Source organism: Candidatus Eisenbacteria bacterium, assembly GCA_035712145.1.
Classification (GTDB): Bacteria; Eisenbacteria; RBG-16-71-46; order RBG-16-71-46; family RBG-16-71-46; genus DASTBI01.
Genome location: DASTBI010000118.1, coordinates 1 through 26,328, shown reverse-complemented (window position 1 = coordinate 26,328; position 26,328 = coordinate 1). Strand labels below are relative to the sequence as shown.

22 protein-coding genes are annotated in these 26,328 nt (G+C 67.4%); 2 read left to right on the top strand and 20 right to left on the bottom strand.

The window, feature by feature from the left end; translation table 11 throughout:
- Positions 1-31 precede the first annotated feature (31 nt).
- The 16 genes from VFQ05_07465 to VFQ05_07390 form a co-directional block, all read right to left on the bottom strand.
- Positions 32-2,089: a tetratricopeptide repeat protein gene (locus tag VFQ05_07465; protein ID HET9326592.1), complete on the bottom strand. Its 2,058-nt coding sequence runs from the start codon at positions 2,087-2,089 to the stop codon at positions 32-34.
- A complete protein-coding gene (locus VFQ05_07460; protein HET9326591.1) occupies positions 2,086-4,113 on the bottom strand; it encodes a tetratricopeptide repeat protein in 2,028 nt (675 codons plus the stop codon). The genes VFQ05_07465 and VFQ05_07460 overlap by 4 nt, the downstream gene beginning before the upstream one ends.
- Positions 4,110-5,108 carry a YeiH family protein gene (locus tag VFQ05_07455; protein HET9326590.1) on the bottom strand — a complete coding sequence of 333 codons (999 nt, stop codon included), beginning with the start codon at positions 5,106-5,108 and terminating at the stop codon, positions 4,110-4,112. Before VFQ05_07455 ends, VFQ05_07460 begins: the two co-directional genes overlap by 4 nt.
- A gap of 4 nt (positions 5,109-5,112) precedes the next feature.
- On the bottom strand, positions 5,113-5,688 hold the full coding sequence (locus tag VFQ05_07450) for a cysteine dioxygenase family protein (protein ID HET9326589.1): 576 nt from the start codon (positions 5,686-5,688) through the stop codon (positions 5,113-5,115).
- A gap of 60 nt (positions 5,689-5,748) precedes the next feature.
- Positions 5,749-6,405 (bottom strand): hypothetical protein, encoded by a 657-nt coding sequence (locus VFQ05_07445; protein HET9326588.1) that lies wholly within the window; start codon positions 6,403-6,405, stop codon positions 5,749-5,751.
- An 11-nt stretch (positions 6,406-6,416) separates the two neighbouring features.
- On the bottom strand, positions 6,417-7,085 hold the full coding sequence (locus tag VFQ05_07440; GenBank protein ID HET9326587.1) for a hypothetical protein: 669 nt from the start codon (positions 7,083-7,085) through the stop codon (positions 6,417-6,419).
- Positions 7,082-8,212 (bottom strand): calcium/proton exchanger, encoded by a 1,131-nt coding sequence (cax, locus tag VFQ05_07435; GenBank protein HET9326586.1) that lies wholly within the window; start codon positions 8,210-8,212, stop codon positions 7,082-7,084. Before cax ends, VFQ05_07440 begins: the two co-directional genes overlap by 4 nt.
- Positions 8,209-8,790, bottom strand: coding sequence for a phosphoglycerate mutase family protein (locus VFQ05_07430; GenBank protein ID HET9326585.1), 582 nt, complete (start codon positions 8,788-8,790; stop codon positions 8,209-8,211). Before VFQ05_07430 ends, cax begins: the two co-directional genes overlap by 4 nt.
- Positions 8,791-8,801: 11 nt before the next feature.
- Positions 8,802-10,157 carry an ATP-binding protein gene (locus VFQ05_07425; GenBank protein HET9326584.1) on the bottom strand — a complete coding sequence of 452 codons (1,356 nt, stop codon included), beginning with the start codon at positions 10,155-10,157 and terminating at the stop codon, positions 8,802-8,804.
- Positions 10,154-11,521, bottom strand: coding sequence for a sigma-54 dependent transcriptional regulator (locus VFQ05_07420; protein HET9326583.1), 1,368 nt, complete (start codon positions 11,519-11,521; stop codon positions 10,154-10,156). The genes VFQ05_07425 and VFQ05_07420 overlap by 4 nt, the downstream gene beginning before the upstream one ends.
- An 80-nt stretch (positions 11,522-11,601) precedes the next feature.
- Entirely contained in the window at positions 11,602-11,991 is a 390-nt protein-coding gene (locus tag VFQ05_07415) for a hypothetical protein (protein HET9326582.1), read from the bottom strand.
- Between the two features lie 28 nt (positions 11,992-12,019).
- On the bottom strand, positions 12,020-12,748 hold the full coding sequence (locus VFQ05_07410) for an ABC transporter ATP-binding protein (GenBank protein ID HET9326581.1): 729 nt from the start codon (positions 12,746-12,748) through the stop codon (positions 12,020-12,022).
- Position 12,749: 1 nt separating this feature from the next.
- Positions 12,750-15,176: an ABC transporter permease gene (locus VFQ05_07405; protein ID HET9326580.1), complete on the bottom strand. Its 2,427-nt coding sequence runs from the start codon at positions 15,174-15,176 to the stop codon at positions 12,750-12,752.
- Positions 15,177-15,185: 9 nt separating this feature from the next.
- On the bottom strand, positions 15,186-17,600 hold the full coding sequence (locus VFQ05_07400; GenBank protein HET9326579.1) for an ABC transporter permease: 2,415 nt from the start codon (positions 17,598-17,600) through the stop codon (positions 15,186-15,188).
- Complete coding sequence (locus tag VFQ05_07395) at positions 17,600-18,349, bottom strand: ABC transporter ATP-binding protein (GenBank protein ID HET9326578.1); 750 nt, start codon at positions 18,347-18,349, stop codon at positions 17,600-17,602. The genes VFQ05_07400 and VFQ05_07395 overlap by 1 nt, the downstream gene beginning before the upstream one ends.
- Before the next feature lie 32 nt (positions 18,350-18,381).
- On the bottom strand, positions 18,382-19,626 hold the full coding sequence (locus tag VFQ05_07390) for an HlyD family efflux transporter periplasmic adaptor subunit (protein ID HET9326577.1): 1,245 nt from the start codon (positions 19,624-19,626) through the stop codon (positions 18,382-18,384).
- A gap of 253 nt (positions 19,627-19,879) precedes the next feature.
- On the opposite strand from VFQ05_07390, the gene VFQ05_07385 reads away from it, so the two are divergent.
- Together VFQ05_07385 and VFQ05_07380 are read left to right on the top strand one after the other, a co-directional pair.
- The gene (locus tag VFQ05_07385) at positions 19,880-20,950 is read left to right on the top strand and encodes a DNA adenine methylase (protein HET9326576.1); all 1,071 of its coding nucleotides are present in this window, start codon (positions 19,880-19,882) and stop codon (positions 20,948-20,950) included.
- 52 nt (positions 20,951-21,002) lie between these two features.
- Entirely contained in the window at positions 21,003-21,419 is a 417-nt protein-coding gene (locus VFQ05_07380; protein HET9326575.1) for a hypothetical protein, read from the top strand.
- Positions 21,420-21,515: 96 nt separating this feature from the next.
- Here the strand turns inward: VFQ05_07380 and VFQ05_07375 are convergent, their stop codons facing one another.
- The 4 genes from VFQ05_07375 to VFQ05_07360 form a co-directional block, all read right to left on the bottom strand.
- The gene (locus tag VFQ05_07375; GenBank protein ID HET9326574.1) at positions 21,516-21,704 is read right to left on the bottom strand and encodes a hypothetical protein; all 189 of its coding nucleotides are present in this window, start codon (positions 21,702-21,704) and stop codon (positions 21,516-21,518) included.
- 27 nt (positions 21,705-21,731) lie between these two features.
- Positions 21,732-22,508 (bottom strand): metallophosphoesterase family protein, encoded by a 777-nt coding sequence (locus VFQ05_07370; protein HET9326573.1) that lies wholly within the window; start codon positions 22,506-22,508, stop codon positions 21,732-21,734.
- A 2,818-nt stretch (positions 22,509-25,326) separates the two neighbouring features.
- On the bottom strand, positions 25,327-25,569 hold the full coding sequence (locus VFQ05_07365; GenBank protein HET9326572.1) for a hypothetical protein: 243 nt from the start codon (positions 25,567-25,569) through the stop codon (positions 25,327-25,329).
- A gap of 20 nt (positions 25,570-25,589) precedes the next feature.
- Positions 25,590-26,328: hypothetical protein (locus VFQ05_07360; protein ID HET9326571.1), on the bottom strand; the 739-nt coding region annotated here is incomplete at its 5' end.

Genomic DNA, 26,328 nt, shown 5'->3' with positions numbered 1-26,328 from the left:
AGCACCGAGCGCCGAGGTTCGACGATGGGACCTAGGGATGACGCGCGTCGAGTGCCGCCAGGGAGTCGGCCGCCGGGCTGAAGGCCGGGTCGCGGTCCAGCTCGCGACGATAGAAGTCGCGTGCCCGGTCGAAGCGCCCGAGCTGCTGCCAGGCCACCGCGGTGCGGAAGAAGAGCCCTCCCGGCGGGTCGTGCAGGCGGCGCTCGGTGTCGAGCTCGCGGATCGCGTCCGCCCAGCGGCCCTGCTGGAGCGCCATCGTTCCCAGCAGATTGTGCAGGTTCGGCAGCAGTGGATTGATCGCCAGGGCACGCTCGAGGTGACGGCGCGCCGTGTCGAGGTCGCTGTCCATGAGCGCCAGGAACCCGCGCAGGTGGCTCGCCCCGGCATTGATCGGCGACTCGGCGATCATGCGGTCCAGCTCGCGCTCGGCCTGGAGACGCAGCTCGAGGTCGTTCTGGCAGCGCGGACCGAGGCTGTAGCGGCCGGCACGGCCCGCGGGGATGGCGCGGTAGCCGAAGGAGTCGACCAGCGCGGCGAAGCGGTCGCGGCGCACCAGCAGCTCGGCGGCATCGTCGGCGAACACCATCGCGAAGCGCGGGTCACGATCGAGAAAATCGAGCAGAGAATCGCCGAGCACCTGGTCACGTTCGACCATGACGTAGTCGAAGTCGTGCTTGTCGTCGAGCGCGCGCCATCCGGCCTCGGTGCGCATCGCGCCCAGCAAGAGCGTGCGGTCCTCGACCGGCGTGTACTCGGCCTGTGTGCTGATGAACGGCAGCCGGTCCCGCTCGGGCCAGAACCGGAACGCCTGATAGCCGCCGTAGCTCGAGGTGTTGAGGCCGCGGCCGCGGATGCCGTGATCGGCCATGAAGTCGCATGCCCGCGCCGGATAGGTGCGCGTGTCGATCGAGATCGAGAGCGGCAAGGTCACGCTGGTCCAGCTCGGCCAGCCGATCAGAGCGATCGCCGCCACCGTGAGCGCCGCGCGAGCCGCGACCTTGAGCCGCGGCACCGGCCACCGGCGTGCCGTGATCCACTCATGGAGATCGCGGGCGAGGAACGGGCTCGCGATGATCCAATAAGTGCCGGAGAAGCGGTAAGAAGAGAACGCGAGCCAGGTGGAGAACGCGCAGGCCAGGGCTTCCACCACGTCGAGCCCGCGGCGCCGGATGCGCACCAGCGCGAGCAGCGGCCACACCAGGACTCCGCCCATCAGCGCCTCTCTCAGAGGCACGGGCTGCAGCTCACCGATCGTCCGCATCAGCGGGTCGCGGCTCCAGACCAGCGCGAACTGGACGGCTTGCAGGAGCGTCACCCATCCGTAGGGGTTGAGCAGCGCCGCGGCGAACGATGCGATTCCGATCAACACCAGCCGCCGGGAGCGCGCCCGGCTCGCCGCTCCGCGCTCGCCATGAGCGCGCGACGTCCACCAGGCATCGACCGTGTAGAAGCCGAGCACGACGAACGCCAGGTAGACCGAGATGTGGATATTGGCCCAAAGACAGACCAGCGCCGGGATCACCCACAGCGATCGCCCGGGACTCGCCAGGGTCCGGCGTTGCCTCTCCAGCAGCAGCATCTCGAGAGCGAGGAAGATCGAGGCCAGCGTCTCGGGCCTCATGTCGGTGCGGAGCCGGTAGCCGATCGCGGCCCACGCCAGCACCACGAACGTGAACAGTCCGCGTGCGCCCATGAATCGCGCGGTGGCCAGCAGGATGCCAAACACGGCGAGCGTGGTGATCCAGCGCCACACGAAGAGCCCGATCACGCCCGCGCCCGTCCACAACGGCCACGAAAGCGCACGGAATCCCCACGAGGAAAAGAAGTAGGGCTCGCCGTACTGGGACCAGGTCCACTGGTTGGTCCGCGGCAGCCCGTGCTCCCAGATCGCGCGGCCCATCACCAGGTGCTGCCATAGATCGGTCTCGTAGAGCCGGTAGCTGGCGGTGGCCACGAGACTCGCGGCCAGAGCCAGGCATGCGAGCAGATAGGCCGGATGGTGGAGAGGAAGCGCGACCGGCTCGGGGGCGCGATTGGCCGCCTTGGTCACGGCGCGCACGAGACGACGCCGGCGGTGGGTGCGGCTCATCGGCGGCGCCTCGCGTCGAGGGCGGCGATCGAGTCCCGCGACGGCTGGTGGTCGGGATGCCGCGACAGCTCGCGGCGGTAAGCCGCCCACGCGCGGCCGGACTGCCCGAGCTGCTGGAAGGCCAGCGCGCTGCGATAGAAGGAGCCCGGCATCGGCTCGTGACGGCGGCGCTCGAGCTCGAGCTCGCGCAGCGCGTCACGCGGCCGGCCCTCCTCGAGCGCGATGGTGCCGAGCATCTCGTGAACCCCCGGCAGCAGCGGATCCAGCGCCAGCGCGCGCTCGAGATGGATGCGGGCGAGAGCCCGATCTCCGTCCATCAGCGCGAACAGGCCGCGCAGGTGGCTCGCTGCGCCGTTTTCGGATGACGAAGCGATCATGCGGTCCAGCTCGATCTCGACCGCCGCACGCAGCGCGGGATGCGCTTCGCACGCTTCACCGAGCAGACGGCGTCCCGCGCGACCGGCCGGCGTCAGACGGTAGCCGAACGAATCGGCCAACGCGCCCACCGCCCCGTCGCGGCGCACCAGGATCTCTGCGGCGTCGTCGGAGAACACCATGGTCCACGCGCTGTCGCGATCGATGAAGTCGAGCAGGTGATCGTCGCCTACCTGCTCGCGCTCGAGCAACGCCCAGTCGAACCGATAGTGATCCTGGATGGCGCGCCAGCCTTCCGGACGAGTGAGCGCATCCACGTAGAGCCGTCGGTCCAGGGGCCGGGCCAGCTCGGGCTGGGTGCTCATGAACGGCAGCCGCCCGGCGTCTCCCCAGAACCGATACGCCAGGTAGCCGCCCAGATGGAAGTGGTTGAAGCCTCGCCCGGCGAAGCGGTGCGTGGCCATGAAGTCGGCCGCGCCCTTCGGGATCGAACGGGACTTGATGCCGATGCCGAGCGGCAGGAGCGGGTGCGTCCACGCCGGAATGCACATCAGGACCGAGGCGGCGGCCGTGAGCGCTCCGCGCGCGGCGACCGGCAGCGAGGGAACCGGCCAGCGGCGCTCGGCGATCAGACTCTGGAGGCCTCGGGCCACGAACGGCGCGGCCACCACGGCGTAGGCGGCGATGCCGCGCCGGGAAGTGATCGCGAGCGCCGTGAAGGCCAGGCACGCGCCACACTCGACCACGTCCCATCCATGCCGGCGCGCGCGCCACAGGATCAGCAGCGGCCAGGCGAACAAGCCATGGCGCATCGCCTCGGAAAACGACAGCGGGGTGAGCTCCGCGATGGCCGCGAACATCGGATCGTTGCGCCATTCGAGCGCGAAGCGGAAGGGCCGGGCCACGGCCTCGAATCCGTACGGGTTGAGCAGCAGCGCGCCGGCCGAGAGCACGGCGATGAGCGCCAGGCGTCGCGCGCGCGAGCGATCCTTGCGGACCAGGCGATCGACGACGTGGAGGGCGAGCAGCAGAAGTCCCAGGTACCAGCTGATGTGGACGTTGGCCCATGCGCAGGTGATCACCGGGATCCACCACGTGGTGCGTGTGGGGCTTCTGGCGCCGCGATCGCGCTCCAGGATCCACACCTCGAGCGCGAGCAGCAGCGCCGCCAGCGTCTCCGGGCGCACGTCGGTGCGGATCCTGTAGAGAAGGGTGGCGGCGACCATGACCAGCACCGCGCTCAACGAGCGCGCCCCGAGCCTCCGCGCGGTCGCGTAAGCGAGCGCGAAGACGGCGAGCGTCGAGGCCCAGCGCCAGGCGAACATCGCCCACAGGTCGCCGGCCGACCACAGCTTCCAGATGAGGGCGCGAAAGAGCCACGACGACACGAAGACCGGCTCGCCGAAGGACGTCCAGGTCCAGGCGTCGGCTCGCGGAATCCCGCCACCGTCGATCGCGCGGCCGACCGCGAGCAGGGACCAGAGATCGGTGTCGTAGAGCCGGTAGCTGGACGAGATCACGGCGCAGACCGCGGCGGCCAGCAGCGTGAGCATCAACGCGGGATGCGTGAGTGGAAGCCCCGGCTCCTGCGCGGGACTCGGCGCGGCCTTCGCGGCGCCGCGCGAAGGCGTGGCCGCTCGCCGCTTCATGCGCAAAGCCAGCGGGCGAGAAGCAGAGAGCCTACCGACAGGAACGCCCATTGGAGCGTTCCCGCGAGCAGCGGCTTCCAGCCTGCGCTGCGAATGTCGGCCAGTCCGATCTGGAGCCCCACGCCCGCCATGCCGATCGCCAGCAGCCAGAGATCGACGCGGCGAATCACGCTCGACCACGACGCCGGGATCCATCCGGTCGAGTTGATCGCGGCGAACACGACGAACAGGACCAGGAACCACGGCACCGGCGCCACCACGGCGCGGCCCACGCCTTCCTGCCGACGGCGCAGCAGCCAGGCCAGGCCCAGGACCACCGGGGCGAGGAGGGCGATGCGGGCGAGCTTGACCACGGTCGCGACGCGCGCCGCTTCATCGCTGACGCCGAAGCCGGCCGCCACGACCTGCGCCATCTCGTGGAGGCTCGCGCCGTCCCACACTCCGTAGACGAACTCGGGAAGCCCCAGCGCATGGTGGAGCGCCGGATAGAGAAGAATTCCGATCGTGCCGAGCAGCGTGATGATGCCGAGCGCCAGCGCGGTATCGCGGCGCTCGGCCTGCACCACCGAGTCGGCCGCCACGATCGCCGAGGCGCCGCAGATCGCTCCGCCCACGCCGAGCAGCAGCGACAGCTTCTCGCCCAGCCCGAGGCGCCGCGCGATCCACCAGCCGAAGAGCAGCGCCGCGAAGGTCGAGATCACCACCACCCCGAGCGCCGGACCGCCGATGCGCCACAGCTCGCCGAGGCTCAGCCGGAAGCCGAGACCGGCGACCGCCCAGCGCAGCACCGGCCGCTGCGCGAAGCGGACGCCGGGAATGGTCCTGGTCGGCACGGGCCTCACCGATCGCCAGGCCATGCCGAGAAGAATGACGATGAGCAGCGCGCTCAGATGGAGGCGATCGCGGACCCAGGGCAGCTCGGCGAGCAGGAACGCGGCGCTGCCGAGCAGCGCCACGAGAAGGAGACCGGGAAGGAGGGAGCTTTCGGCCTTCAAGCCGTCAAGCCGTGTAGCTGAGTGTGCGCGCCTCGCGCCGGTAGCCGCCGCCGTCGAGCGGGAAGAAGGCGTTGCATTGCGTCATCTCGCCGCCATAGACGTGGATCGTGATCGCGGGCGTCGCGTCCGGATTCTCGATCATGTGGTATTCGAAGGGCGGAATCAGATGCCCGGCCTCGCCCTTTCCGGCCAGCACCACGCTTTCCGGAGTGAACTGCAGGCGCTCGGCTTCGGGGTCGGTCTCGAGGTCGAACGAAGTCACCCGGATGCGGCCTCGATAGACACACTCGACGCACCACATCCCTGCATGATCGTGGAGCGGAGTGCCCTGACCCTGGTCCCAAACCATGATGACGGCGGTGTATCGGCCACGCGGGTCGCGATGCAGCAGACGGCGGGCGTAACGGTCCGGAGCCGGAACCAGGAAAGGCGCGTCGAGAAACTCCTCACCACTCTTCACCACGTCCTGGAGGACATGCTTGACGTTGCGGCAGACGGCCTCCGAATCACGGGTGTCCACCGCCTCGTCGAGACGCCGCAGCAGCTCGTTCACTTTGGACGACCGTTCGATCAGGGCCATCGGATGATCCTCCTCGAAGACCCAGATGCTAACAGAAGCCGCTCGGTCCGAGCACTCCGTTCAGCGCGTGCTGTCGGCCGCGTACGGAACGAGCGGCAGCGAGTCGGCCATCGAACCCATCGAGTCGGAGAGCGCCGTCATCGCGTCGAGATGGCTCTGGATCACCTGCTCCCAGGCTCCGGGGTTTCCCTTGGCGAGCAGCCGTTCCCAGACTTCGCGCTCCCGATCGGCATCCTTTGCCAGCACGAAACGGTACTCGTTGTACCGGAAGGCGCGCGGAATGGTCGTGATCTCGATCCGTCCCACGTAGACCACGGCCCCGGCCTTGACCGTGTGCTCCATGGCGCGCAGGGAATCCTTGGGAAGCGGGATCTCGAGATCGACGGTGCCGGTCCCGACCTGCATCTTCGGCGTGCGGGCAGTGACCGATCCAGGCCGGTACCGTCCGGGCTCCACGGCGAACACGAGGACGTCGCCCACCGCACGGGCCGGGACGTCGGGTGGCTTCCGCACGCCCGGCGTGCGAACACGCAAGGTGCCGGCGATGATCGGCGACCCCTGGCCCCCCACCAGCGACTTTCGCTGTACGCGCGCGTCGACCACGATCAGCGCCTTCTGCGCGGGATCGTGTTCGAAGGCGGGCTCGGCGAATGTCGATGCTGGAGAGGCCAGTGCCAATGCCGCGAAAATCCTGGAGAATTTCCGTCGGTCGTACATGAGTTGCTCCTTCACCGGACCTTGGCCGATGTGGAATCGAGGATGGCGAGGCGTGCGCCGATCAGGTCCTGCCACGGCGCCATGTCCTTGCGCTTGACCAGCGACTTCACCACTCTGCGCTCCTCCCCGGGCGTCCAGTCGATCCAGGACTTCCACAGATCTTCCGGTTCGCCGGCGAGCGAGGGCAGCATCCTGCGAATCACGCGGCCAAGATAGCGCACCTCCCGGTCTGCAATCGTGAACGTGAGCTCGGGGATGGTGTCGGAATAGACCATGCAGCGGTCCTCGAACTTCTCGCCGTGCTTCGGCAGCAGCTTGCTCGCGATCCTGGATTCGCTGAGGAAGACCAGGGCCAGCCGGTAGCTGCCGGGACGAAGATTGGTGAACACCAGAGCGTCCCCGGCGACGCGGCCGGGATCCGCGAAGTTGCCGCTCACGGGATCGAATCTCTTGTAGGGCGTCGGGAACACGCCGGCCGAGTCGGGCACGCCGAGCAGGCCGCCCGAGACCGTGAGACCGGTGGGCGGCGAATCCACGAACTCGATCATCGCCAGGTTGCGGATCGGCGGTATCGGTGCCGCATGGCCGATGGTCGCGCCCCCGAGGCAAGGCAGCACGGCAAGCCCGAGGATCGCGCGCAGGCGCGGACGAGCGGGTGGTGCCGAGCCGCGGGCAATCATGGCAGGAAGAAGAACGCGATCCCCAGCACCAGGTAGACCGCCAGCAACAGGACGCCCTCGAGCCAGTTGGACTCCCCGTCCTGGGCCACCATGTTGACCACGGCCACGGACAGGCCCACGGCGAGCACCTCGAAAGGGGTGAATCTCAAATTCATCGGCGAGGGCCCGATGAAGTAGGACAAGAAGACCAGCACGGGCGCCACGAACAAGGCGATCTGGATGCTCGATCCGACCGCGATGTTCATGGCCAGATCCATCTTGTTCTTCATGGCCACCAGCACGGCGGTGGAGTGCTCGGCGGCATTGCCAATCACGGCGACCACGATCACGCCGACGAACACCTGAGTGAGGCCGAGCTGGTGGGACGCCTCGTCGACCACACCCACCAGCAGCTCGCTCATCCAGGCCACGAGCGCGGTGGCCACCAGCAGCGTGAGAAGAGGGCGCGACCCTTTCGGCGCCGGCTCGTGTGAGCCCGCATGGTCCTGACCGGCATAGAGATGCTTGTGGGTGCGGAGGCTGAACCAGAGGCTCAGCGCGTAGACGGTGAAGAGGACGATCGCGATCTCCAGCGAGAGCCCGCGCTCGAGCGCCGCCTCGCGCTCCGGGGTCAGGGCGTGGCGCGCCACCGCGGCCTCGGCGGTCCAGTGGAAGACCGCAGGAATCACCAGGCCGATCGCCGCGAGCGCGAGCAGCGTCGATCCCACCGCGGCGGCCGAGCGGTCGAAGGTCTGGCGCTCGCGCCGCAGGCCTCCGAGCAGCACGGCGAGCCCCAGCACCAGCAGGCTGTTGCCGATGATCGAGCCGGTGAGGCTCGCCTGGACCACGTCGTAGAGGCCACGCCGCAACGCGAGCACGGCGATGATCAGCTCGGCCGCGTTGCCGAAGGTCGCGTTCAGCAGTCCGCCGATGCCGGCGCCGAGGCGTGAGGCCAGGTGCTCGGTCGCCTCCCCCATCAGACCCGCCAGCGGAATGATGGCGAGCCCGGCGAAGGCGAAGACCCAGAGCGGACCCCAGTGGAGCCACTCGGCGAGCGGCGCGAGCGGAACGAAGACCAGCATCAGCAGAAGCCAGCGCTCGGGGGTGAGCCCGCCGGGCCGGGAGCGTGGCGCGGCCGCGGCCGTCAACGCACGAAGGCGCTCGGAGCGCCATAGTGGAGATGGAGGACCCGCGGCGGCAGGCCGCGGGGCAGCGTGAGGACGAAGAGGTCGTCGTAGCCGACCATGAGCTTCGCGAGGTCGGGCTGACCGGTGAGCGCGGCCATGATCTGCGGAATCGTGTTGCTGTGACCGACCACGAGCACGTTCCCCCCCGGATGCTGGCGAATGCCGCGCACCGTTCCGTCGATGGCGTCGACCGTCATGATGAGGCTGTCTCCCAGGCGCTGGGCCAGCGGCTCTGCGGTCTTGCGGCTCCGCACCCACGGGGTCACGTAGATCGCCGAGAACCTCACGTCACCGAGCGCGCGCGAGAGCTCGCGGGCCCGCAGCACACCGGCGGCGTTGAGCGGCTGGTCGGCGCCGACGAAGTGGGTGTCCTTCTCGGCATGCCTCACCAGGACCACGGTGGTGGTCGAGGTGTCGGGGGGGACGACCGCGGCGAAGGCAGCGGGCGCCAGCGCCAGAGCCGCGCCGGTAAACCCCATGACGACCATGAGCCTGGAGAGCACAAGAGGAGTTTGCCCAACCCGTGCTCTGCGCGGCAAGCAAAGACGCCTCAAGCGCGTGGTCCCTGCAGGGGGAGCCGCACGGTGGCCACACATCCACGGGCCCGTGCCCGGTTGGATAGCGAGACCGAGCCGCCGTGGGCCTCGGCGATCTGGCGGCACAGCGTCAGCCCGATGCCGGTCCCGCCGGGCTTCGTGGTGAAAAAGGGCACGAACAGGTTGCTGGTGTCCGCGAGCCCCGGCCCATCGTCCTCGACCAGCACGGTGAGCCACCCCCCGGAGGTCTTCCAGGAGACGCGGGCGCCGCCCTGGGTCTGGAGCGCCGCGTCCGCCGCGTTGCGAACCAGGTTGGTGAGCAGGGCCTCCATCTGGTCGCCGTCGGCGTTCAGCGTGGCGCCAGGCCCGCCGTTCACGTCGACCGGCATTCGGGTCTCGAGCGACACCGCGCGGCGGATCCACGCGCCCACATCGAGCGGCCGCGGCTTGGGGCGAGGCAGGCGCGCGAGCCTGGCGTAGGCATGGAGGAAGCGCCCGAGCGCCTCCGAGCGGGTCTCGATCACCGAAAGGCCTTCGGTCATCTCGCGCGTATCGCCTGGATTGAGCGCGGCCCGGGCGATGCGCGTCTGCAGGCTCGAGGCGATCGACTGGATCGGCGCCAGCGAGTTGTTGATCTCGTGGCTCAGCACCCGGATCAGACGCTGCCAGGCCAGGCGCTCTTCCTCGCGCAGCGAGTGCGTCAGGTCGGAGAGGACGAGGAGCTCGTGAGGCCGGCCTTCCCAGCGGTAGCTGCCGCGACGCACTTCCCATCGCCCGGCGTGGCCTTTAAGCGCGAGCTCGATGAGGCGTGGCGTTTCGCCAACAAGCGCAGAGGCCAATCCCAGGGCCGCCGCGTCGGCGCCCAGCGCGCGCTCCGCCGGGAGCCCGAGCAGCGATTCCCCTCGTCCGTTGATCAGCCGCAGACGGCCCCCGTCGTCGAAGGCGAAGATCGCGACGTCGATCTCCTCCATGACGCGCCGCAGGAGCGTCGTGGCCTCGCGCGCGTCGAGGCGCTGCTTGCGCAGCGTCTCCGCGAGCGCGTTCACCTCGTGGAACGCGAGACCGAGCGGGCTCGAGGTCGCAGCCCCACGCGCCCGGATCGAGTAATCGCTTTCACGCAGCGCGGCCAGCAGGTTGGAGAGCGTCTGGAGCGGGCGCACGACGCGCTCGCGCAGCACCGACGTGACCCCGATCCAGGTGAGGACGATGACCACCGTGAGCGTGATCCGCACACGCCCCGAATGAGGCGTGGCCCACAGGAAGATCAAGGAGGTGAGCACCGCCGGCGCTCCGGAGGCCAGGGCCAGCCACGTCAGCCGGGCCTCGTAGCTCAGGCCACGCCGCCTCTGCGAACGCCGCGTGGCGCTCACAGGCCGTGGCGCTCGAGCCGTCGATAGAGGGCGCTGCGCGAGAGCCCGAGGCTCTTCGCGGCTTCGCTCACGTTGCCGTCGTGCCGCTTGAGCGCGCGCCGGATCAGCTCGCGCTCGACCTCGTCCAGCGTCAGTTTCTCGAAAGCCTGCGCGCCGGCCGCCTCCCGCAGGCTGAGACCGATGTCGGAGCTGCCGACCTGCGGGCCCGGCGCCAGCAGCACCGCGCGCTCGATGGCATGCTCGAGCTCGCGCACGTTGCCGGGCCAGGGATGCTGGAGCAGCGCCTGCATCGCTTCGGGATCGAAGCCCTCGAGGTCCTTGCCGTAGCGTCGCGCGTGGCGGTGCAGGAACTCGGCGGCCAGCAGCGGAATGTCCTCGCGGCGATCGCGCAGCGGCGGCAGCCGGATCTCGACGGTGTTGATGCGAAACAGCAGATCCTCGCGGAAGCGCCCGGCCGCGACCTCGGCGTGGAGATCGGCGTTGGTGGCCGAAACCAGCCGCACCGAGACCCGGCGCGTGCGCGAGCTGCCCACGCGCTCGAACTCGCCGGTCTGGAGGACGCGCAGCAGCTTGGCCTGCTGGGCGAGCGGAACGTTGGCGATCTCGTCCAGGAAGAGGGTGCCGCCGTCGGCCAGCTCGAAGCGGCCCACGCGTTCGGCGCGCGCGCCGGTGAAGGCGCCGCGCTCGTGCCCGAAGAGCTCGCTCTCGAACACGCCTTCCGAGAGGCCGCCGACGTTGACCGTGACCATGGCGCGCGCGGCCCGGGTCGACGCGGCGTGAAGGATGCGCGCCACCAGCTCCTTGCCGGTGCCGTGCTCGCCGGTCACGAGCACGTTGGCGTCGCTTGGCCCGACCCGGGCCACCAGCTCGAGGACCGTGCGCATCACCGGCGCCTCGGCGATCATGCGAGGCGCGCCGTCGCGGCGCAGCAATCGGTTCTCGAGCTCGAGCCGCCGGCCGCGGCGCAGCGCGCGCGACAGCTCGAGCTGGCTCTGCAGCGTGGCGAGCAGGCGGCCGTTGTTCCAGGGCTTCTCGATGTAGTCGCGGGCGCCGCTCCTCACTGCCGCGACCGCCCCTTCGACGCTGCTCCACGCGGTCATCACGATCACCGGCAGCGTGGAGTCGAGTGCTCGAAGCCGCGCGACGAGCTCGATGCCTTCGCGGCCCGAGGTGGTGTCGCGCGCGTAATTCAGATCCAGCAGGGCGGCGTCGAAGTCGGTCGATTCGACCAGCGCCATCACCCCGGCCGGCGAGGTCGCGGTCTCGACCTCGTAGCCTTCGCCCGTGAGCAGGAGCCTGAGGGCGTGAAGGACGTCGCCGTCGTCGTCGGCGACCAGGATGCGGGTGGTCTCGCCTTCCGTCATGGCGGCACGGAGATTAGAGGCTCCGTCGCCGGCGAGAAAGCCGGCCGGAGTGGAGGGGCACGCCTGGATCCTCAGGCCGGCTAGATGACGTCGTCCTCGAAGCCGAGACGGATCTCTCGTACCCGATCCAGGATCCGACGAACCGCTTCGCGCAAATCATCCCGGGCGACGATGACGCGCACGCGCTGGCGGCGGACGTCTCGCACCACGTCGCGCTTCACGTCGCGAATGATCTCGCGGATCGCGATCGGATCGTCGTCGTCGATCACCTGCCTCCAGACCACCCGGTTTCCGTACTCGGGCACACGAATCTCGATCACGCGCCCACGTCGAACGATCTCGACCGCCGCCCCATCCGTCTTCGTGCGGCAGGCCATCGCGCTGGGGACCGCGAAGCCGCTCGCGAGCATCAAGGCCGCCATCGCGAGCAGCGCTCGCGGTGTCCACCGACTGCCGAGAGAACGAGTCATGAGGATTCTCCTTTGAAACCCGGTCCGATCATGAATGAGACGTTGCGGTCGCCGGCGAGGTTCCGCGACTCGCCGGCTCGTCGACGATCCAGCCATCGCGAAGCGTCACGACGCGCTCGCTCCAGGCGGCGACTTCCCGCGAGTGCGTCACCTGCACGATGGTCGTGCCTTCCTCGTGAAGGCGGCGAAAGAGCTGCATCACTTCATGGGCCTGATCCGAATGGAGGCTGCCGGTGGGCTCGTCGGCGAGCAGCAGGCTCGGCCCGCCGACCAGGGCGCGAGCGACTGCGACCAGCTGTTGCTGGCCGCCCGAGAGCTGGTTGGGGCGAAGGTCGCGACGCGCGGCCAATCCGAAGCGGTCGAGCGCATGCGCGACCCGCGCCGCACGCTCCGATCGCGACAGATCCCGGTACGCGAGCGGCACCTCCAGGTTCTCGTACACGGTGAGATCATCGAGCAGGTGATAGCTCTGAAAGACGAAGCCGATGCGTTCCGCGCGCAATCGCGCGCGCGCATCGAGCGGCAGCTGGTGAACCGCCTCACCCTTGAGCCAGTACCCGCCCGTCCAGCCGGTGTCCTGGAGCCCGAGGATCGCCAGCAGGGTCGACTTGCCGGCGCCCGACGGGCCCATCACCGAGAGCCACTCGCCGCGACCGACCTCGAGGCTCAGCCGGCGCAGCGCGAAGAACGACGCGGCGCCTTGCTCGAACTGTCGCTCGACGTTCTCGAGCCGGACCATGGGATCGCGACGGTCCATCTCACTCCTCCCGCAGCGCGGCCATGGGCTCGAGCCGCGCGGCGCGCGCCCCGGGAAGCAGCGCCGCGGCGAGCAGCGCGAGCGTCATCAACGCCAGCATCGCGCCGTAGGTCCACGGGTCGGTGGCCGACACGCCGTAGAGCAGGTGCCCGATCAGCCGCGAGAGCCCGAGCGCCAGAGCCAGCCCGGCCAGGAGTCCCGGAACCGAGATCGCGAAGCTCTCGGAGACGATCATGCGGAGCACGCGAGAGGGCGTGGCGCCGAACGCGAGGCGCAACCCGATCTCGCGCGTGCGGCGGGTGACCGCGAACGCCAGCAGCCCGTAGAGCCCGAGCGCCGTGAGCGCGGCGGCCAGCAGACCGAAAGCGCCCATCAACGTGGCGCCGAAGCGCGATTCGACCATGGCCTGCGCCACGTGGCTCTCGAGCGTGGTTGGCTCGAACAGGGCGACCCGCGAATCGAGCTCGCTCACCAGGGTCCCGATCGCCCCGATCGGGTTGCCGGCTCCTGGCGCCATGTGAGCGATCAGGACCAGGTTGATGCTCTGGGCGACGGGGGCCGACATGTAGAGGTACGGGCGGGCCGCGCCGCGCAAGTCCCTGTAGCGTGCGTTGCCGACCAGCCCCACGATCTCGAATGGCGGACGCTCCGTACCCAGCAGGGGCAGCATCTTTCCCAGCGGGTCCTGTCCTGGCCACAGCTTCTCGGCGAGCGTGCGGTTGATCACCGCCTTGAACGTGCGCTCGCCGGCGAACGTCTCTGCGGCGGTCAGCTCGCGACCTCGCACCAGCGGGATTCCCAGCGTGCGGAAATAGTCGGTGCCGGTGCCGTTGATGTCGATGTTGATGGCCGGCGAGTTGGGCATGGGCAGATCGCCGGCGGCGAAGCCCCACGAGCTTCCTCCCCGCGAAACCGGCAGGAACTGGGTCAGCGTCGCCGACCGAACACCCGGGAGCGCGCGCACGCGCTCCATGAGCTGCTGATAGAACAGCGCGGCGCGCGCTCGGTCGTAGCCCGTGGCGCCCAGATTGATGGACACGGCGACGCGATCCCTGGTTTCGAAGCCGAGCGGCACCGAGCGCTCGTTCCACAGCGTGCGCAGGAACAGGCCCGCCGCCGTCAGCAGCACCACCGAGAGAGCGACCTGAGCGCCCACCAGCACGCGTCGCGGATCGAAGCGACGGCGGCTCCACCAGCCCGACCCGGCGTCGCGCTTGAGCGCCTGAAGCAGGTCGGTGCCGCGCGCCTGAAGCGCCGGAGCGAGCCCGAAAGCGATGCCCGTCACGAGCGTCACCGCCACGGTGAAGAGCAGGACGCGGCCGTCGAGCCGGTACGCCAGCTCGATGGGAAAGAAGGACGCGGGCCGGAAGGCCGAGAGCAGTTGCGTGGTCCACGTGGCGACCAGAAGGCCGAGCGCCCCGCCGGTGAACGAGATCAGCAGGCTCTCGATCAGGAACTGCCGCCCTAGACGGGCCGCGCTGCTGCCGAGCGCCAGGCGAATCGCGATCTCGCGCCGCCTTGCTTCGGTGCGGGCGAGGAGCAGCCCGGCGACGTTGGCACACGCGATGGTGAGCAGCACCAGGACCAGAGCCATGAGCAGCCGGCTGAGATGTCCCGGGCCTTCGAGCAGCGAGAGATCGCCGCGACCGGCCGGGCGCAGCACGATCGCGCGCCTGTGAGGCGCCGAAGGATCGCCCATGTCCAGCCCGCGCTGGAACTCGGCGCGCGCCGAAGCCCACTCGCGAGGCGGCACACGAGTGAACACGGTCATCCAGCTCATGTTGCGGCTTCGCAACGCTTCCGGCTCCTGCATGATGGCGGGCGCCATGTGGATCGGCACCCAGAACGATGTGGGGAAGCCGCGCAGCGTGCCCCGGAAGCTCGGGGCTGCGATCCCCACGACCGTGGCCGTCACATCGTCGAGCCGCACCGGCTTGCCGATCACTCCGCGGTCGCTGCCGAAGCGCGAGAGCCACACGTCATAGCTCAGGACGACGACCGGCGCGGCGCCCTCGCGGTCGTCGGCCTCGGTGATCGGACGGCCCGCGAACATCGGCACTCCCAACAGGCCAAAGGTGTTGCCCGAGATCTGCTGCCCGTAGGCATGAACCGACTGGTCGCCCACGCTGAGCGCGCACCACGTGACCGCGCTCGCCATCGCAGGTCGCGCCGGAGCTCCTTGGACGAGATCCTGGAACTCCGGGTAGGAGAAGTCCGAGCGGTCGTCGTCGGCATGCACGAACACCTGGGCCAGCTCGCGCGGCTCGCGGACCGGGAGCGGGCGGAGGAACACCTCGTCCAGCAGACTGAAGATCGCGGTGTTGGCTCCGATGCCGAGCGCCAGCGTCAAAACGGCGATGAAGCTGAAACCGGGCGTGCGAAGGAGCGAGCGCCACCCCTGCCGCAGATCCCACATCAAGGTGTCCATGACGATCCCCTACTCGCTGCGCAGCGCGACCATGGGATCGACCCTCGTCGCGCGCTCGGCCGGCAGCCACGCGGCAATCACCGCGCTGAGCCCGAGGATCACGGTGACGCCGATGAAGGTCGGCGGGTCGGTCGCGCTGACGCCGAACAGGACGCTGGCCATGAGCCGGGTGACCGCGTAGGCGCCGGCCAGCCCGATTCCCACGCCGATCACCGTGAGGCGCATCGCCTGGGTGACCACCAGGCGCAGCACGTCGTTCCGCGCGGCGCCGAGCGCCATACGGATGCCGATCTCCTGCGTGCGCTGGGCGACGCTGTAGGCCATGACGCCGTAGATGCCGACCGCGGCGATGATCAGCGCCAGCGAGGCGAACACGGTCATGAGGCTGGCCCAAATTCGGTTCTCCCACAGCGCGCGATGAATCGCTTCTTCCATCGTTCGGACGTCGTAGAGCGGCATGTCCGCATCCTGGGACTGAACCACCCGGCGCATGGCGGCCGTCATGGCCGCGGCATCGCCGTCGTACTTGGCGACGATGGTCACGGTCTGGAGCGGCTCCTGCTGGTGCGGCGTGTAGACGTGGCAGGGCGGCTTCTTGCCCTCGATGTGCTGGGTGACGTCCCCCACCACGCCGACCACCGTCTTCCACCCCATGGTGTCGTCCACGGCCCACTTGAAGCGCTGACCGATCGCCTCCTTGTTGGGCCATAGCGTGCGGGCGGCGGTCTGGCTCACGATGACCACCTTGGTCGATGCCGTGTCGTCTTGCGCGTTGAAGTCGCGGCCCTTGCGCATCGGAATGCCCATGGTCGAGAAGTAGCCGGGTCGCACCACGCTCCAGAACACCGGGCGGCGCGGGGCGTCGGCCCCTTCAGGATCGCCCTCGAACCACACCAGGCGGCTCCAGGCTCCCCGGTTGAGCGGCAGGATCTGCGTCGTGCTGATCGAACGAACGCCCGGGAGTGCGGCCAGCGCCGGCATCACCCGGTCCATGAACGCGAGCTTGGCGGCGTTGTTGGGATAGACGGCGATCGGCATGGTGAAGGCAGCGGTCAGCACCCCCTTCCCCTGGATGGTGTTCTTCTGCTCCACCTGATGAAGGAAGCTGCGGATCATGAGACCCGCCCCGGCCAGGAGCACCAAGGCCAGCGAGATCTCGGCGACCACCAGCGCGCTGCGCAGACGCCGGCCGCTGCGGCTCGTGCTCCCATGCTGGCCACCGTCCTTGAGCGCTTCGTGAACGTCGACGTGCGAGGTCTGAAGAGCCGGCGTGAACCCGGAGAGCACGGCCGCCAGCATCGACACGCCGAGCATGAAGACGATGGTGTTGAGGTCGGTGTCGAACTTCATCCAGAACGGCAGCTCGACCGGGATCGAGCCCAGTACCAGGTCGCGGCCCCAGACCGCGAGCAGCAGGCCCAGCGCCCCACCCAGCACGGAGAGGATCAGGCTCTCGGTCAGGAGCTGGCGAACGATGCGCCCGCGCGTGGCGCCAAGGGCGAAGCGCAGCGCGACCTCGCGGCGGCGGCCCGCACCCCGTGCCAGCAGCAGGTTGGCGACGTTGGCGCACACGATCAAGAGCACGAAGCCGACCGCAGCCATCATCACCGCGATCATCGGTCCGATGTCCTCGGCTGCCGCCTCGCGGTAAGTGGCGACCCGCAGCGTCGTGCCCTTGTTGCTGTTCGGGTACTGCTTCGCCAGATCGGCCCCGATCGCGGCGATCTCGGCGTTGGCCTGCTTGAAGCTGACGCCGGGCTTCAGGCGCCCGACGACGTCCAGATAGCGCGCCGCCCGGGACTCCTCATGCGGCTCGAAGTAGTTCGGAATGAAGAAGTCGGCGGTCTCGGGGAAGCGGAACTCCGGCGGCGCGATGCCGACGATGCGTCGGATGCGGCCGTTCATCTTGACGGTGCGGCCCAGGATCTTGGGATCGGCGCCGAAGCGCTCTCTCCAGATGCGATCGCTGAGCATGATGACCGTCAGCGCGCGACTCTTTACCTCTTCCTCCGGAAGGAACTCACGACCGAGCTGAGGCGTGGCCCCGTAGATCGCGAACAGTCCGGGCGTGACCCAGGTGGCGTCGAAACGCTCCGGCTCCTTGCCGAGCGTCATGTAGGCCTGGGTCTCGGTGTAACAGGCGATGCGCTCGAAGGACTTCGAGCGCGCGCGCACATCGACGAAATCGGGGAAGCTGAGCTCCAGGCCCTTCTCATCGTGCGCGGGATCCACGCCGTAAATCACCGCGTTCTTCTGGAAGTCCATGTACGGCCAGGGCCGGAACAGGAACGCGTTCGCGATGTTGAAGATCATGGTGTTGGCCCCGATCCCGAGACCGAGGATCAGGATCACGACGCAGGCGAACGCGGGCGCGCGCCACAGCGAGCGCCAGCCGACCCGGATGTCCTGCAACAGGGAGTCCATCACTCCGCCTCCCGGTCGTCGACCACACGCCCGTCGAAGAGGTGGATCGAGCGCTGCGCGTAGCGCGCGAAGCGCGGATCGTGGGTCACCATGCAGATCGTGGTGCCGCTTCGGTGCAGGTCACGCAGCAGCTCCATCACCGCTTCGCCGTTCGCGGAGTCGAGGTTCCCGGTCGGCTCGTCGGCGAGCAGGATGAGCGGATCTCCCGCGAGCGCGCGCGCCACCGCGACGCGCTGCTGCTGGCCGCCCGAGAGCTGGCTCGGCAGATGGTTGACGCGATGCGACATGCTCACACGCTCGAGCGCCTGCGTGACCCGGCGCTTGCGATCCTCACCGGCCATGCCGCGGTAGGTGAGCGGCAGCTCCACGTTCTCGGCCACGGTCAGGTCACCGATGAGGTTGAAGCTCTGGAAGATGAAACCGATCTGACGGTTGCGGATCCGCGCCCGCTCGGCCGCTTCCAGCTCGTGCACCGCGCGGCTGTCCAGCCAGTAATGCCCATCGCTCGGCGAGTCGAGCAATCCGAGGATCGACAGGAGCGTCGACTTGCCGCATCCGCTCGGACCGGTGATCGAAACGAACTCGTTGCGCTGGATCCTGAGATGGACGCCGGACAGGGCGTGCGTCTCCACTTCTTCCGTGGTGAAGACCTTGGTCACGCCGTCCAGGCGGAGCAGGCCTTTCCCGTTGGTCTCGCTCGCCTCATGGGAGGCATTCGCGGACGTGCGCTCGGCGGACAGGACGGTCATGGATTCTCCTTCGGTTCGTTCATGAGGCGGAATCAGCGGAGCCTCACCCGGTCGGTGTGGTCCCAACGAGACATCTCGGAAAGAATCACGCGGTCGCCCTCGCGCAACCCGGCGAGGATTTCCACGGCGTCGAACGAAGCTCGGCCGAGCTGGACCGGCACCCGCACCGCGGTGTGCCCGTCGGGCTCGAGCCGGAAGAGCCGCAGGGTGGTCTCGCTCCCGCCCAGCGCGGGACGGCCCACCGAGAGCACTTCGGCGATGCGCTCGATCACGATCGTGCCGTCGATTCCCAGGTCGGGCCGCGCGCCGCGCGGGAGCGGGCCGTCGAAGGCGATGTCGACCGCGACCGAGCCGTTCTGGACCCCTGGATCGATGCGCACGACGCGGCCTTTGACCACGCCGTTCCGGGTGTCGATGGTGGCCGGGAGGCCGAGCGCGATGTCGCGGGCCTGCGACTCGGGGATCTGGAGCACGGCTTTCAGCCGATCCGGCGTGGCGACGCGCGCCAGCGGCTGACCCGACTGCACCCATTGTCCGGGCTGGAGGTCGAGCTGCTGCACCTGGCCCGCGGCGCCGGCCTTGACGCGCATCGACGTGACGCGCTCCTGCTGGAAGCGGGCGATCGCGCGCAGGCGCTCGGCGTCGGCCTTGCGCAGCTCGATCTGCGCCTTGAGCGCCTCGTTGGCGAGCTCGAGCCGCTTCTCCTCCATTTCGAAGCGCTCCTTGGCCTCGGTCAACCTGTCGGTCGCGCGCTCGACTTCCATCGCGGAGGAGAGACCGTCCTTGGCCAGCCGCTCCGCCACCGCGACCGCCCGCTCGGCCTCGCGCTTCTCGGTGCGCGCGCTCGCGAGCGCGGACGTTTGCGCCAGCCGCGCGGTCTCGAGCGTGGAGCGGAGGCTCGCGAGATCGGCCTCGGCGAGCTTGAGCTGGCGTTCCGAATCGAGTGCCTCGAGCTGGACGTCGGGATTGCTGAGCTCGACCAGCACGTCGTCGGCGCCGACCGTCGCGCCGGGCCGCACCAGCACCTTGTCGACGCGGCCGGCGGTGAGGGCGGACACGAAGCGCTGATCCTCCGGCACCAGCGTTCCGTTGGCGTGCACCTGGCGAAGCATCGGACCGCGCTTGACCGCATCGATCAGGAGCGTGGCGCGCTCGATCTCGGGCGACGCTGGCCTGAGCTGAGAGAGACCCAGGGTGGTGAGCAGCACCACCGCGGTGGCGATGATGACCAGCACGCGGGTGCGATGGCGCTTCACCTTGGGGCGCGGAATGTCCAAGAGCAGCCTCCTCGAGACGGAAGAACCCGATCGGCCCTATCTAGAAGAGTCGTGCCACTCGAGCGCACCATCCCAAGTGGTTGTGACATATGACTCGGGGCGGCTGATGGTCGCTCGTTCATCGCTCCAGGATGACCGGCTTCGGGACGAGGGTTTCCCACAAGCGGACACTTGCGAAGGTTCGGGAGGGTCGAAGCAAGTCGTGTTAGTCTGCGCCCGGCATGGAAGCCATCCCCGGCCGGGAAGGATCCCGGTGATCAAGTACCTCGGCAGCAAGCGCGTGCTCCTGCCACGCATCCTGGATCAGGTCGCGCCTCTTCCGGGAGTGCGGACCGTGCTCGACCTCTTCTCCGGCACGTCGCGAGTGGCGCACGCCCTCAAGCGGCGCGGCTATCGCGTGCACGCCAACGATCACAATGCCTACGCCGCGGCACTCGCCACGTGCTACGTGCAGGCCGATCGGACGCGCTGGCTGGATCGGGCGACCCGGCTGATCGAGGAGCTCGACAAGCTCTCGGGGAAGCCCGGGTGGTTCACCGAGACCTTCTGCGTCCGTTCTCGCTACCTGCAGCCCATGAATGGCGCTCGGGTGGATGCCATCCGCGACCGGATCGCGTGTCTATCCCTCGAGCCCGAGCTCGAAGCCATCGCGATCGTCAGCCTGATGGAGGCCGCCGATCGTGTGGACTCCACGACCGGCGTGCAGATGGCCTACCTCAAGCGCTGGGCGGCGCGCTCGTGCCAGCCGTTGCGGTTGCGGGTGCCCGAGCTGCTCGACGGCCCGGGCGGAGCGTCGTGCCTCGAAGCGATCGAGGCGGCCGGAAGCTTCCGCGCCGATCTGGTCTACCTCGATCCGCCGTACAATCAGCACTCCTATCTCGGCAACTACCACGTGTGGGAGTCCCTGGTGCGCTGGGACAAGCCCGAGGTCTACGGCGTGGCCATGAAGCGCCGCGACGTGCGCGAGCGCGGCAGCCTCTTCAACCGGCGCGGCTCGATCGAGCCGGCGCTGCGGGACGTGGTGATGGCGCTCGACGCGCGCTGGATCCTGGTCTCGTTCAGCGACGAGGGCTACCTCACGCCCGGCCAGATCGAGGCCATTCTGCGTGAGCGCGGACCGGTGACGCGCAGAGCCGTTCCCCATCGGCGCTACGTCGGGCATCGAATCGGGATCTACAACCCGAAAGGCGTCAAGGTCGGGACCCCGGGCCCGGGGACGAACCGCGAGCTGCTGTTCCTGGTGGAAACCGGTCCGACGGCGCGGCGGGCCCGAATTGCCCGAGCCACGCGGGTTTCCGCGGCGGCCGAGTCCGCGGTCAATTGACGGCGCGCCCGCGCCGATACCTTCCCGAGGCTTTTCCAGTCGGGAGGGAACGATGAATCGTCGATGGTTGGGGGTCGCCGTGGTCATCCTGATCATGGGCTGCGGCCAGGATCACTACGCCCAGTGGAAGAAGCTCGACGTCGTGTATGCCAGCCAGGTGCCGATCTTCCCCGGTGCGGAAGTCGAGGACGCGATGGGCGGCAACTACTACGGCGAGAGCCTGGACGAGCACGTCTCCGAGTCGATCACGTACTGGTTCAAGATCGATCCGAAGAACCAGGACAAGATCGTCGCGTTCTACGAGAAGGAGCTGCCCAACGCGCAGCGGACCGTGGACGAGGACGGCGAAGTGCGCTTCGAGCTCGTGCCCAAGGGCGCCGAGCCCGGGGAGAGTGTCTACGTCGCGATCGGCAAGGACAAGCTGCGCATCGGCGAGGTGACCAAGCCGGGCAAGCACAAGGAATCGTAGTCGGCCCGACCGCAGGGGGCCGAAACGACGCGGGCGGGGTCATCACGATCCCGCCCGCTCGTCTATGGCTTCACGCGCCAAGCGCGGCGGACGAGGTCAGGATTCCGGGTTTTCGACCTCATGATCCACATTCCACTCCGTCATCAGCGCCCGCGCGAGGGCCCCGGCCTCCTCGATGTTCGCGAAGCGCCGGTTGCTGGCCAGCTGGTTGGTCTCCGACCAGTAGATCCGAATCGGCTTCTCGGACGGACCGTCGTAGCGGATCGAGATCTTCCTTGAGCCCATGAATCCTCCCTGACTTGGAATGGGTCCTCATTTCACCGCAAACGACTCGAACAATGCCAGCGTTTCTTCCTCGTTCGGTGGATCGAGGAGGTTCTTCGCCTGCTCCGCCGCCTGCGGATGGCGCGTCCCTCGAATCTCCTCCGCCGTCCTCTCGAGGTCGTAGCGGGTGCGCCGATGCTCGACACCGGGGCCGAGCAAGGTCCAGAAAGCGCCGGTCTGGCCGATCGGCGCGCCCACGCTGCCGGAGTTGACGACGCGCGTCTTCCCGACCATCCGGTCGAACTGCATGTGCGTGTGCCCGCAGACCACGAGCGAGACCCCGAGGCTCTGGAAGAGCGGGAGCAGCCGCTCCTCGGGCGTGAGACGCGTGAAGATCTCGGTCTCGCTGCGCGGTGTGGCGTGGCAGAAGAGCACGTCGCCGAGGCCATCGATGCTCAGGCGCAGCGTCCGCGGCCAGGCGGCGAACAACCGCTCGTCGTCGGGTCCGAGCTGCGCGGCGGTCCAGCGCATGATGGCCTGGTCCTTCTCCGGGAGCGGCTTGCCCGAGGTCGTGCCCCAGTAGGTGACGGGCGCACCCGTCAACGCCGCCATCTGGGCGAGCACCGAGCGCTCGCAGTTGCCGTGGATGAACTGGATGGGCAGGTCGAGCGCCAGCAGGCGATCCAGCGTCTTGCGCGGCCAGGGGCCCGGCACGGTATCGCCACCGACCACGACGCGATCGACGCCCGAAGAGACGACGTCGGCGAGCACCGCCTCGAGCGCGCGAAGGTTGCCGTGGATGTCGTAGAGCGCGGCCACACGCATCGGCTGATCCTCGAAGGATGGACTCAACTCACTCTAGCGCGTCCAAGTCTCCAGGCCACACCCTCGAGCGGAAGTCGGTGCGGAGGCTCGCGCAAACCACGACTCAGCAGTCGAAGACCATCATGATCGACGCTGTGCGGGCATCTTACGGAGCCGACTTGGAATTCGCGGCCGCCGAGATCAACAGCAAGATCTGGCGCACGCGTCGTTCCATATCACGGCAACAGCGTCATCCTCTTCTGATCTCGGAACGAGCCGGCAGTGAGCCGGTAAATGTACACACCTGGCACCACACGGTCTCCGGACGCATTGGCCTTATCCCAAGCTATCGAGTGATACCCGGGAGGGTACTCCGCGTCGGAAAGCACTCGTACCCGTCGTCCAGCCAAGTCGAAAATCTCAAGCCTCACCTTGGCCCTAGTCGGCAACTCAAAGTGAATGGTCGTCTGGTGAGAAAATGGATTCGGTTGGTTCTGGGAAAGTGCAAACCCCGTGGGGAGGTTAGATCCCTGCGCTGGGACCCGAACTCCTGGCGCACTCTCCCCAGCTGGAGTCGAGAGACGCTCAACGAGCAAGAACCAATCTCGTGTTCCAGTCGAAGAGTCTGCGGGCGAGTAGGAAATGGTCAACGTATCACCAGTCGAGAGCCCACCAGTAAATCCTTGGTTGTCATCAACCGCACTTCGGACGTCGCCGTTCCTGGAATGGACCGCGCTATAGACTGCCGCAACCTGTCTCAAACCTGCCCTACCGAAGTGGGTCGACTTCGGAGCAAAGCTGAGAGCGTGGGGTCCATTGAACACCATGCGAGCGCCTTCCAGCAGGCCCCTTACGGCGAACGCACTGCTCGCACCTGAAGGATTGAGCCGGAGCCGTGTGGTCCAACCATTTGATCCATCAGGGGTTTGAATCAGAACGCCGGCAGTCTCCCTCCCGATGGCCGCGCCCGCGGCTGCAGCGTCAAGGGCGTAAGTGCGGACGGTCGAAGAGCCCGTAGCTGCAGTTAGCTCTGCTACCAATGCAGCCGTCCCTGCGGCGCTCGACTGATCCAGGACATTGGTACCAACCAATGTGGGGGACGGCATGCCAAGCGCGGCCTTAGTCCGGCTCGCGCTCGGGGGAGCCTTCCCGACTCCACAGCAACCTCCCCCGACTGAGAGTGTTCGAACCCAGGCCACATTGCTGATTCGCGACCAGTTGCCACACACACCTTTCGTCTTTAGGGCAAACCAGTAGTCGGTATTTGGCTGAAGCCCGAAGACTCCGTGCATTTCGTAGCTGCCTGGCGATCCAGGAACGGGCTCTTCGGTCGCTTGAAGCGCCCCAGAGAAGTTGGTCTCCGTGATCGGCGACGTTGAGTATCGAAGGTCGTATTCTGCGCCTGTCGCGACCCCTTCGCCTGGTGCAGCCCACATCGGCCATGCCTCCGTCGAGCTGGCCATGTCGATGTTCAGGTTTTCGACTGCGCTTGGGGCGATGCGCAAATAATAGATGTCCCCGTAGAACGTACACGTCTGAGTCACTTGATTACAGTTGCCTCCGATACTCCGAGCGAACCCTCCGCCACCAAACAGGAATAGCCGATGACCCGCAGAATCGTATGCAGCGCCGTAATGCCCCCTCGCGCTGGGCTCCGGCATGGACGGAGAACTCCATCCCGGTGTACCGGCCAGGGATAGGTAGAATGTAGTGCCCAGCCGAGTCTCTGTCGGCGCACTGCAGGCGCCGATGCAGTCGCTTCGTGATACTCCACCGAAGACCAAGACACGGTTTCCTATGTGGTCTTTGGCTGCCCCCATTTCACTCCTGATTGGCGTTGCCCCAGATGCTGACACAGCGCTCCATGCTCCTAGCGGATTCAGTCTTAGCTCGTAGGTCGAATCACTCGTAGTCGAAACTCTCTCGACACAAGACCCAGTCACGTTCTCGCGGCCGCCAACGCGAACTATTCTCTGCAGAACGGGGTCGTACACGGCGGCACAGCCGGTCGTGGGCCCAGGGGACGAGTCCTTAAGCATGGTCCACTGGTTGGTGCCAAAGGAGAACGCCCACGTATCCCGCAGACCGGAGCGGAACGCATCCCGTTCGTCTCCACCAAAAACGACAAGCCGGTCGCGGTGAGCGTCATACACGCCAACATGCCCATATCTAGGGAGTGGTCCACCACCCGCGGCGGAGAGCAATGTCCACGTGGGACTCCCACCAAAGGTGAGTGCCCACACCTCGCTTCCATCCTCGTTCGTTTCTCGATTCCACCCACCGTGCACTACCAGCCGATGCCTCAGGGGATCGTAGATCCCAACATGCTGCGACCGAGGAACCGGCGCTGAACCGGAGGTAGATAACTGCGTCCATGTCTCTGTAATGGCACTGAAGGCCCACACGTCACTTTGTGGCGAACCGGACTCATCCAATCCACCAAAGATCACCACCCGGTTCCCAACGGGGTCCCAGACTGCGCAAGAGCCCGTCCGGGCCGTAGGTCCAGTGGCAATTGACCCAAGCCATTCGTCAGCTCTCACGGGCCCATCAATGATCGGACTACCCCCAACGGCTACGACCATCATCACGGCCAATCGCCAGGTCCTAACTCGGTGCTCTAGCATCGCATCCCCACAAGGCGAATCTCGCCGAGGCCTACATTCCCCGCATGACTGAACTGATCGCGCGGAAAACAACGGCGATACTGTTTGCCTGCCCTGCAGCCGCCCTTGCCGTACGCAACGTCTGCGGTTGTCTCTCAGACACGACTCGTGGCGCCGGGCGTGGCCCGTTTGCCGCAAGCCGAAACAGAAACGGCTGAGCCTTCAGTCACCAGTCACTTCCCCCAACCGTTGATCGTCCACCATATCTCCGTGACCACCACAATGGGCCAAAACAGCACGGCCATGAGGCCCCAAGCTACAATGGCAACTAGGCTGCTCTCTGAGGCACTATGCTCAAGAATAACGAAAGCTGAAGGCGCCCCCTTCTGATAGCTTGTCCAGTTCAAATAGGCACTCACAAATACACCAATAGCAAAATACCAAAGCACCAGCGCGCGCCATCGCAGTCTCTTCATGACTACCTCAAACACAAGAGTTAGAAACGTCGGTGCCAGATCCACACGTAGAGTGGCCACAAAGGGTATGGGAACCCATTCGGATAGTTCTGAGGATTGAGTTCAGGATTTGGCTCCAGCTCCTGCCATCGGTATGTCCAGCAGCAAGCGACCTGCTCAAGAATCGCATGTTGACGGAATGCGCCAGGAGTATTGCACGGCGCGTCTTGCGGAGGCACAACCTTTCCCCAGTTGTTACCAGTTGATTGTCTCCCCGCAAACTCCCAGGGCACTTCGTGATAACCAGCCGCGGTGAGCGCGTTCTCAGCCTCCTGACGTGTGGCTGCGCAGATAGCTGCATTGTTCCAGGGCTGTCTGCTGTTGGGCACTGGACGTAAGAAATTGCCGCAATCGCTGTTGGCACCACCCCTCACATTGGGAACGAGCCAGGTCCTGAACCAATCCAGAATCCCAGGCTGAGCAGATCTCCCGGCGGCAGACTCGCGGAGGACTTCGTTGTTGAACGCGACAGCTTGTTTCCCTACTTGAATGGTCACCTGATCCACCCCAGCCGCGAGCGCGGCGGTAGTATCGAATGCGACAATGCCAGAGTCCTGATTCACTGTTAGGAACGGCGTGATCGCATTGATGACGTCCTGGAGGTGGATCGGCGGGCATGCGGCGACAAGCGACTGCTGGGTACCCTGTGCTGTCGCCGATCGCTCTGCACCGACAGATGATGCTTCTTTGACGGGACCGGAAACGAGCGCGCCCGTGTTC

What these genes read in the sequence shown, in the direction of transcription:
- VFQ05_07465 (HET9326592.1), bottom strand. Translation starts at nt 2,089, where the DNA reads ATGAGCCGCACCCACCGCCGGCGTCGTCTCGTGCGCGCCGTGACCAAG.
- VFQ05_07460 (HET9326591.1), bottom strand. Translation starts at nt 4,113, where the DNA reads ATGAAGCGGCGAGCGGCCACGCCTTCGCGCGGCGCCGCGAAGGCCGCG.
- VFQ05_07450 (HET9326589.1), bottom strand. Translation starts at nt 5,688, where the DNA reads ATGGCCCTGATCGAACGGTCGTCCAAAGTGAACGAGCTGCTGCGGCGT.
- VFQ05_07445 (HET9326588.1), bottom strand. Translation starts at nt 6,405, where the DNA reads ATGTACGACCGACGGAAATTCTCCAGGATTTTCGCGGCATTGGCACTG.
- VFQ05_07440 (HET9326587.1), bottom strand. Translation starts at nt 7,085, where the DNA reads ATGATTGCCCGCGGCTCGGCACCACCCGCTCGTCCGCGCCTGCGCGCG.
- VFQ05_07420 (HET9326583.1), bottom strand. Translation starts at nt 11,521, where the DNA reads ATGACGGAAGGCGAGACCACCCGCATCCTGGTCGCCGACGACGACGGC.
- VFQ05_07415 (HET9326582.1), bottom strand. Translation starts at nt 11,991, where the DNA reads ATGACTCGTTCTCTCGGCAGTCGGTGGACACCGCGAGCGCTGCTCGCG.
- VFQ05_07410 (HET9326581.1), bottom strand. Translation starts at nt 12,748, where the DNA reads ATGGACCGTCGCGATCCCATGGTCCGGCTCGAGAACGTCGAGCGACAG.
- VFQ05_07405 (HET9326580.1), bottom strand. Translation starts at nt 15,176, where the DNA reads ATGGACACCTTGATGTGGGATCTGCGGCAGGGGTGGCGCTCGCTCCTT.
- VFQ05_07400 (HET9326579.1), bottom strand. Translation starts at nt 17,600, where the DNA reads ATGGACTCCCTGTTGCAGGACATCCGGGTCGGCTGGCGCTCGCTGTGG.
- VFQ05_07395 (HET9326578.1), bottom strand. Translation starts at nt 18,349, where the DNA reads ATGACCGTCCTGTCCGCCGAGCGCACGTCCGCGAATGCCTCCCATGAG.
- VFQ05_07380 (HET9326575.1), top strand. Translation starts at nt 21,003, where the DNA reads ATGAATCGTCGATGGTTGGGGGTCGCCGTGGTCATCCTGATCATGGGC.
- VFQ05_07375 (HET9326574.1), bottom strand. Translation starts at nt 21,704, where the DNA reads ATGGGCTCAAGGAAGATCTCGATCCGCTACGACGGTCCGTCCGAGAAG.
- VFQ05_07370 (HET9326573.1), bottom strand. Translation starts at nt 22,508, where the DNA reads ATGCGTGTGGCCGCGCTCTACGACATCCACGGCAACCTTCGCGCGCTC.
- VFQ05_07365 (HET9326572.1), bottom strand. Translation starts at nt 25,569, where the DNA reads ATGAAGAGACTGCGATGGCGCGCGCTGGTGCTTTGGTATTTTGCTATT.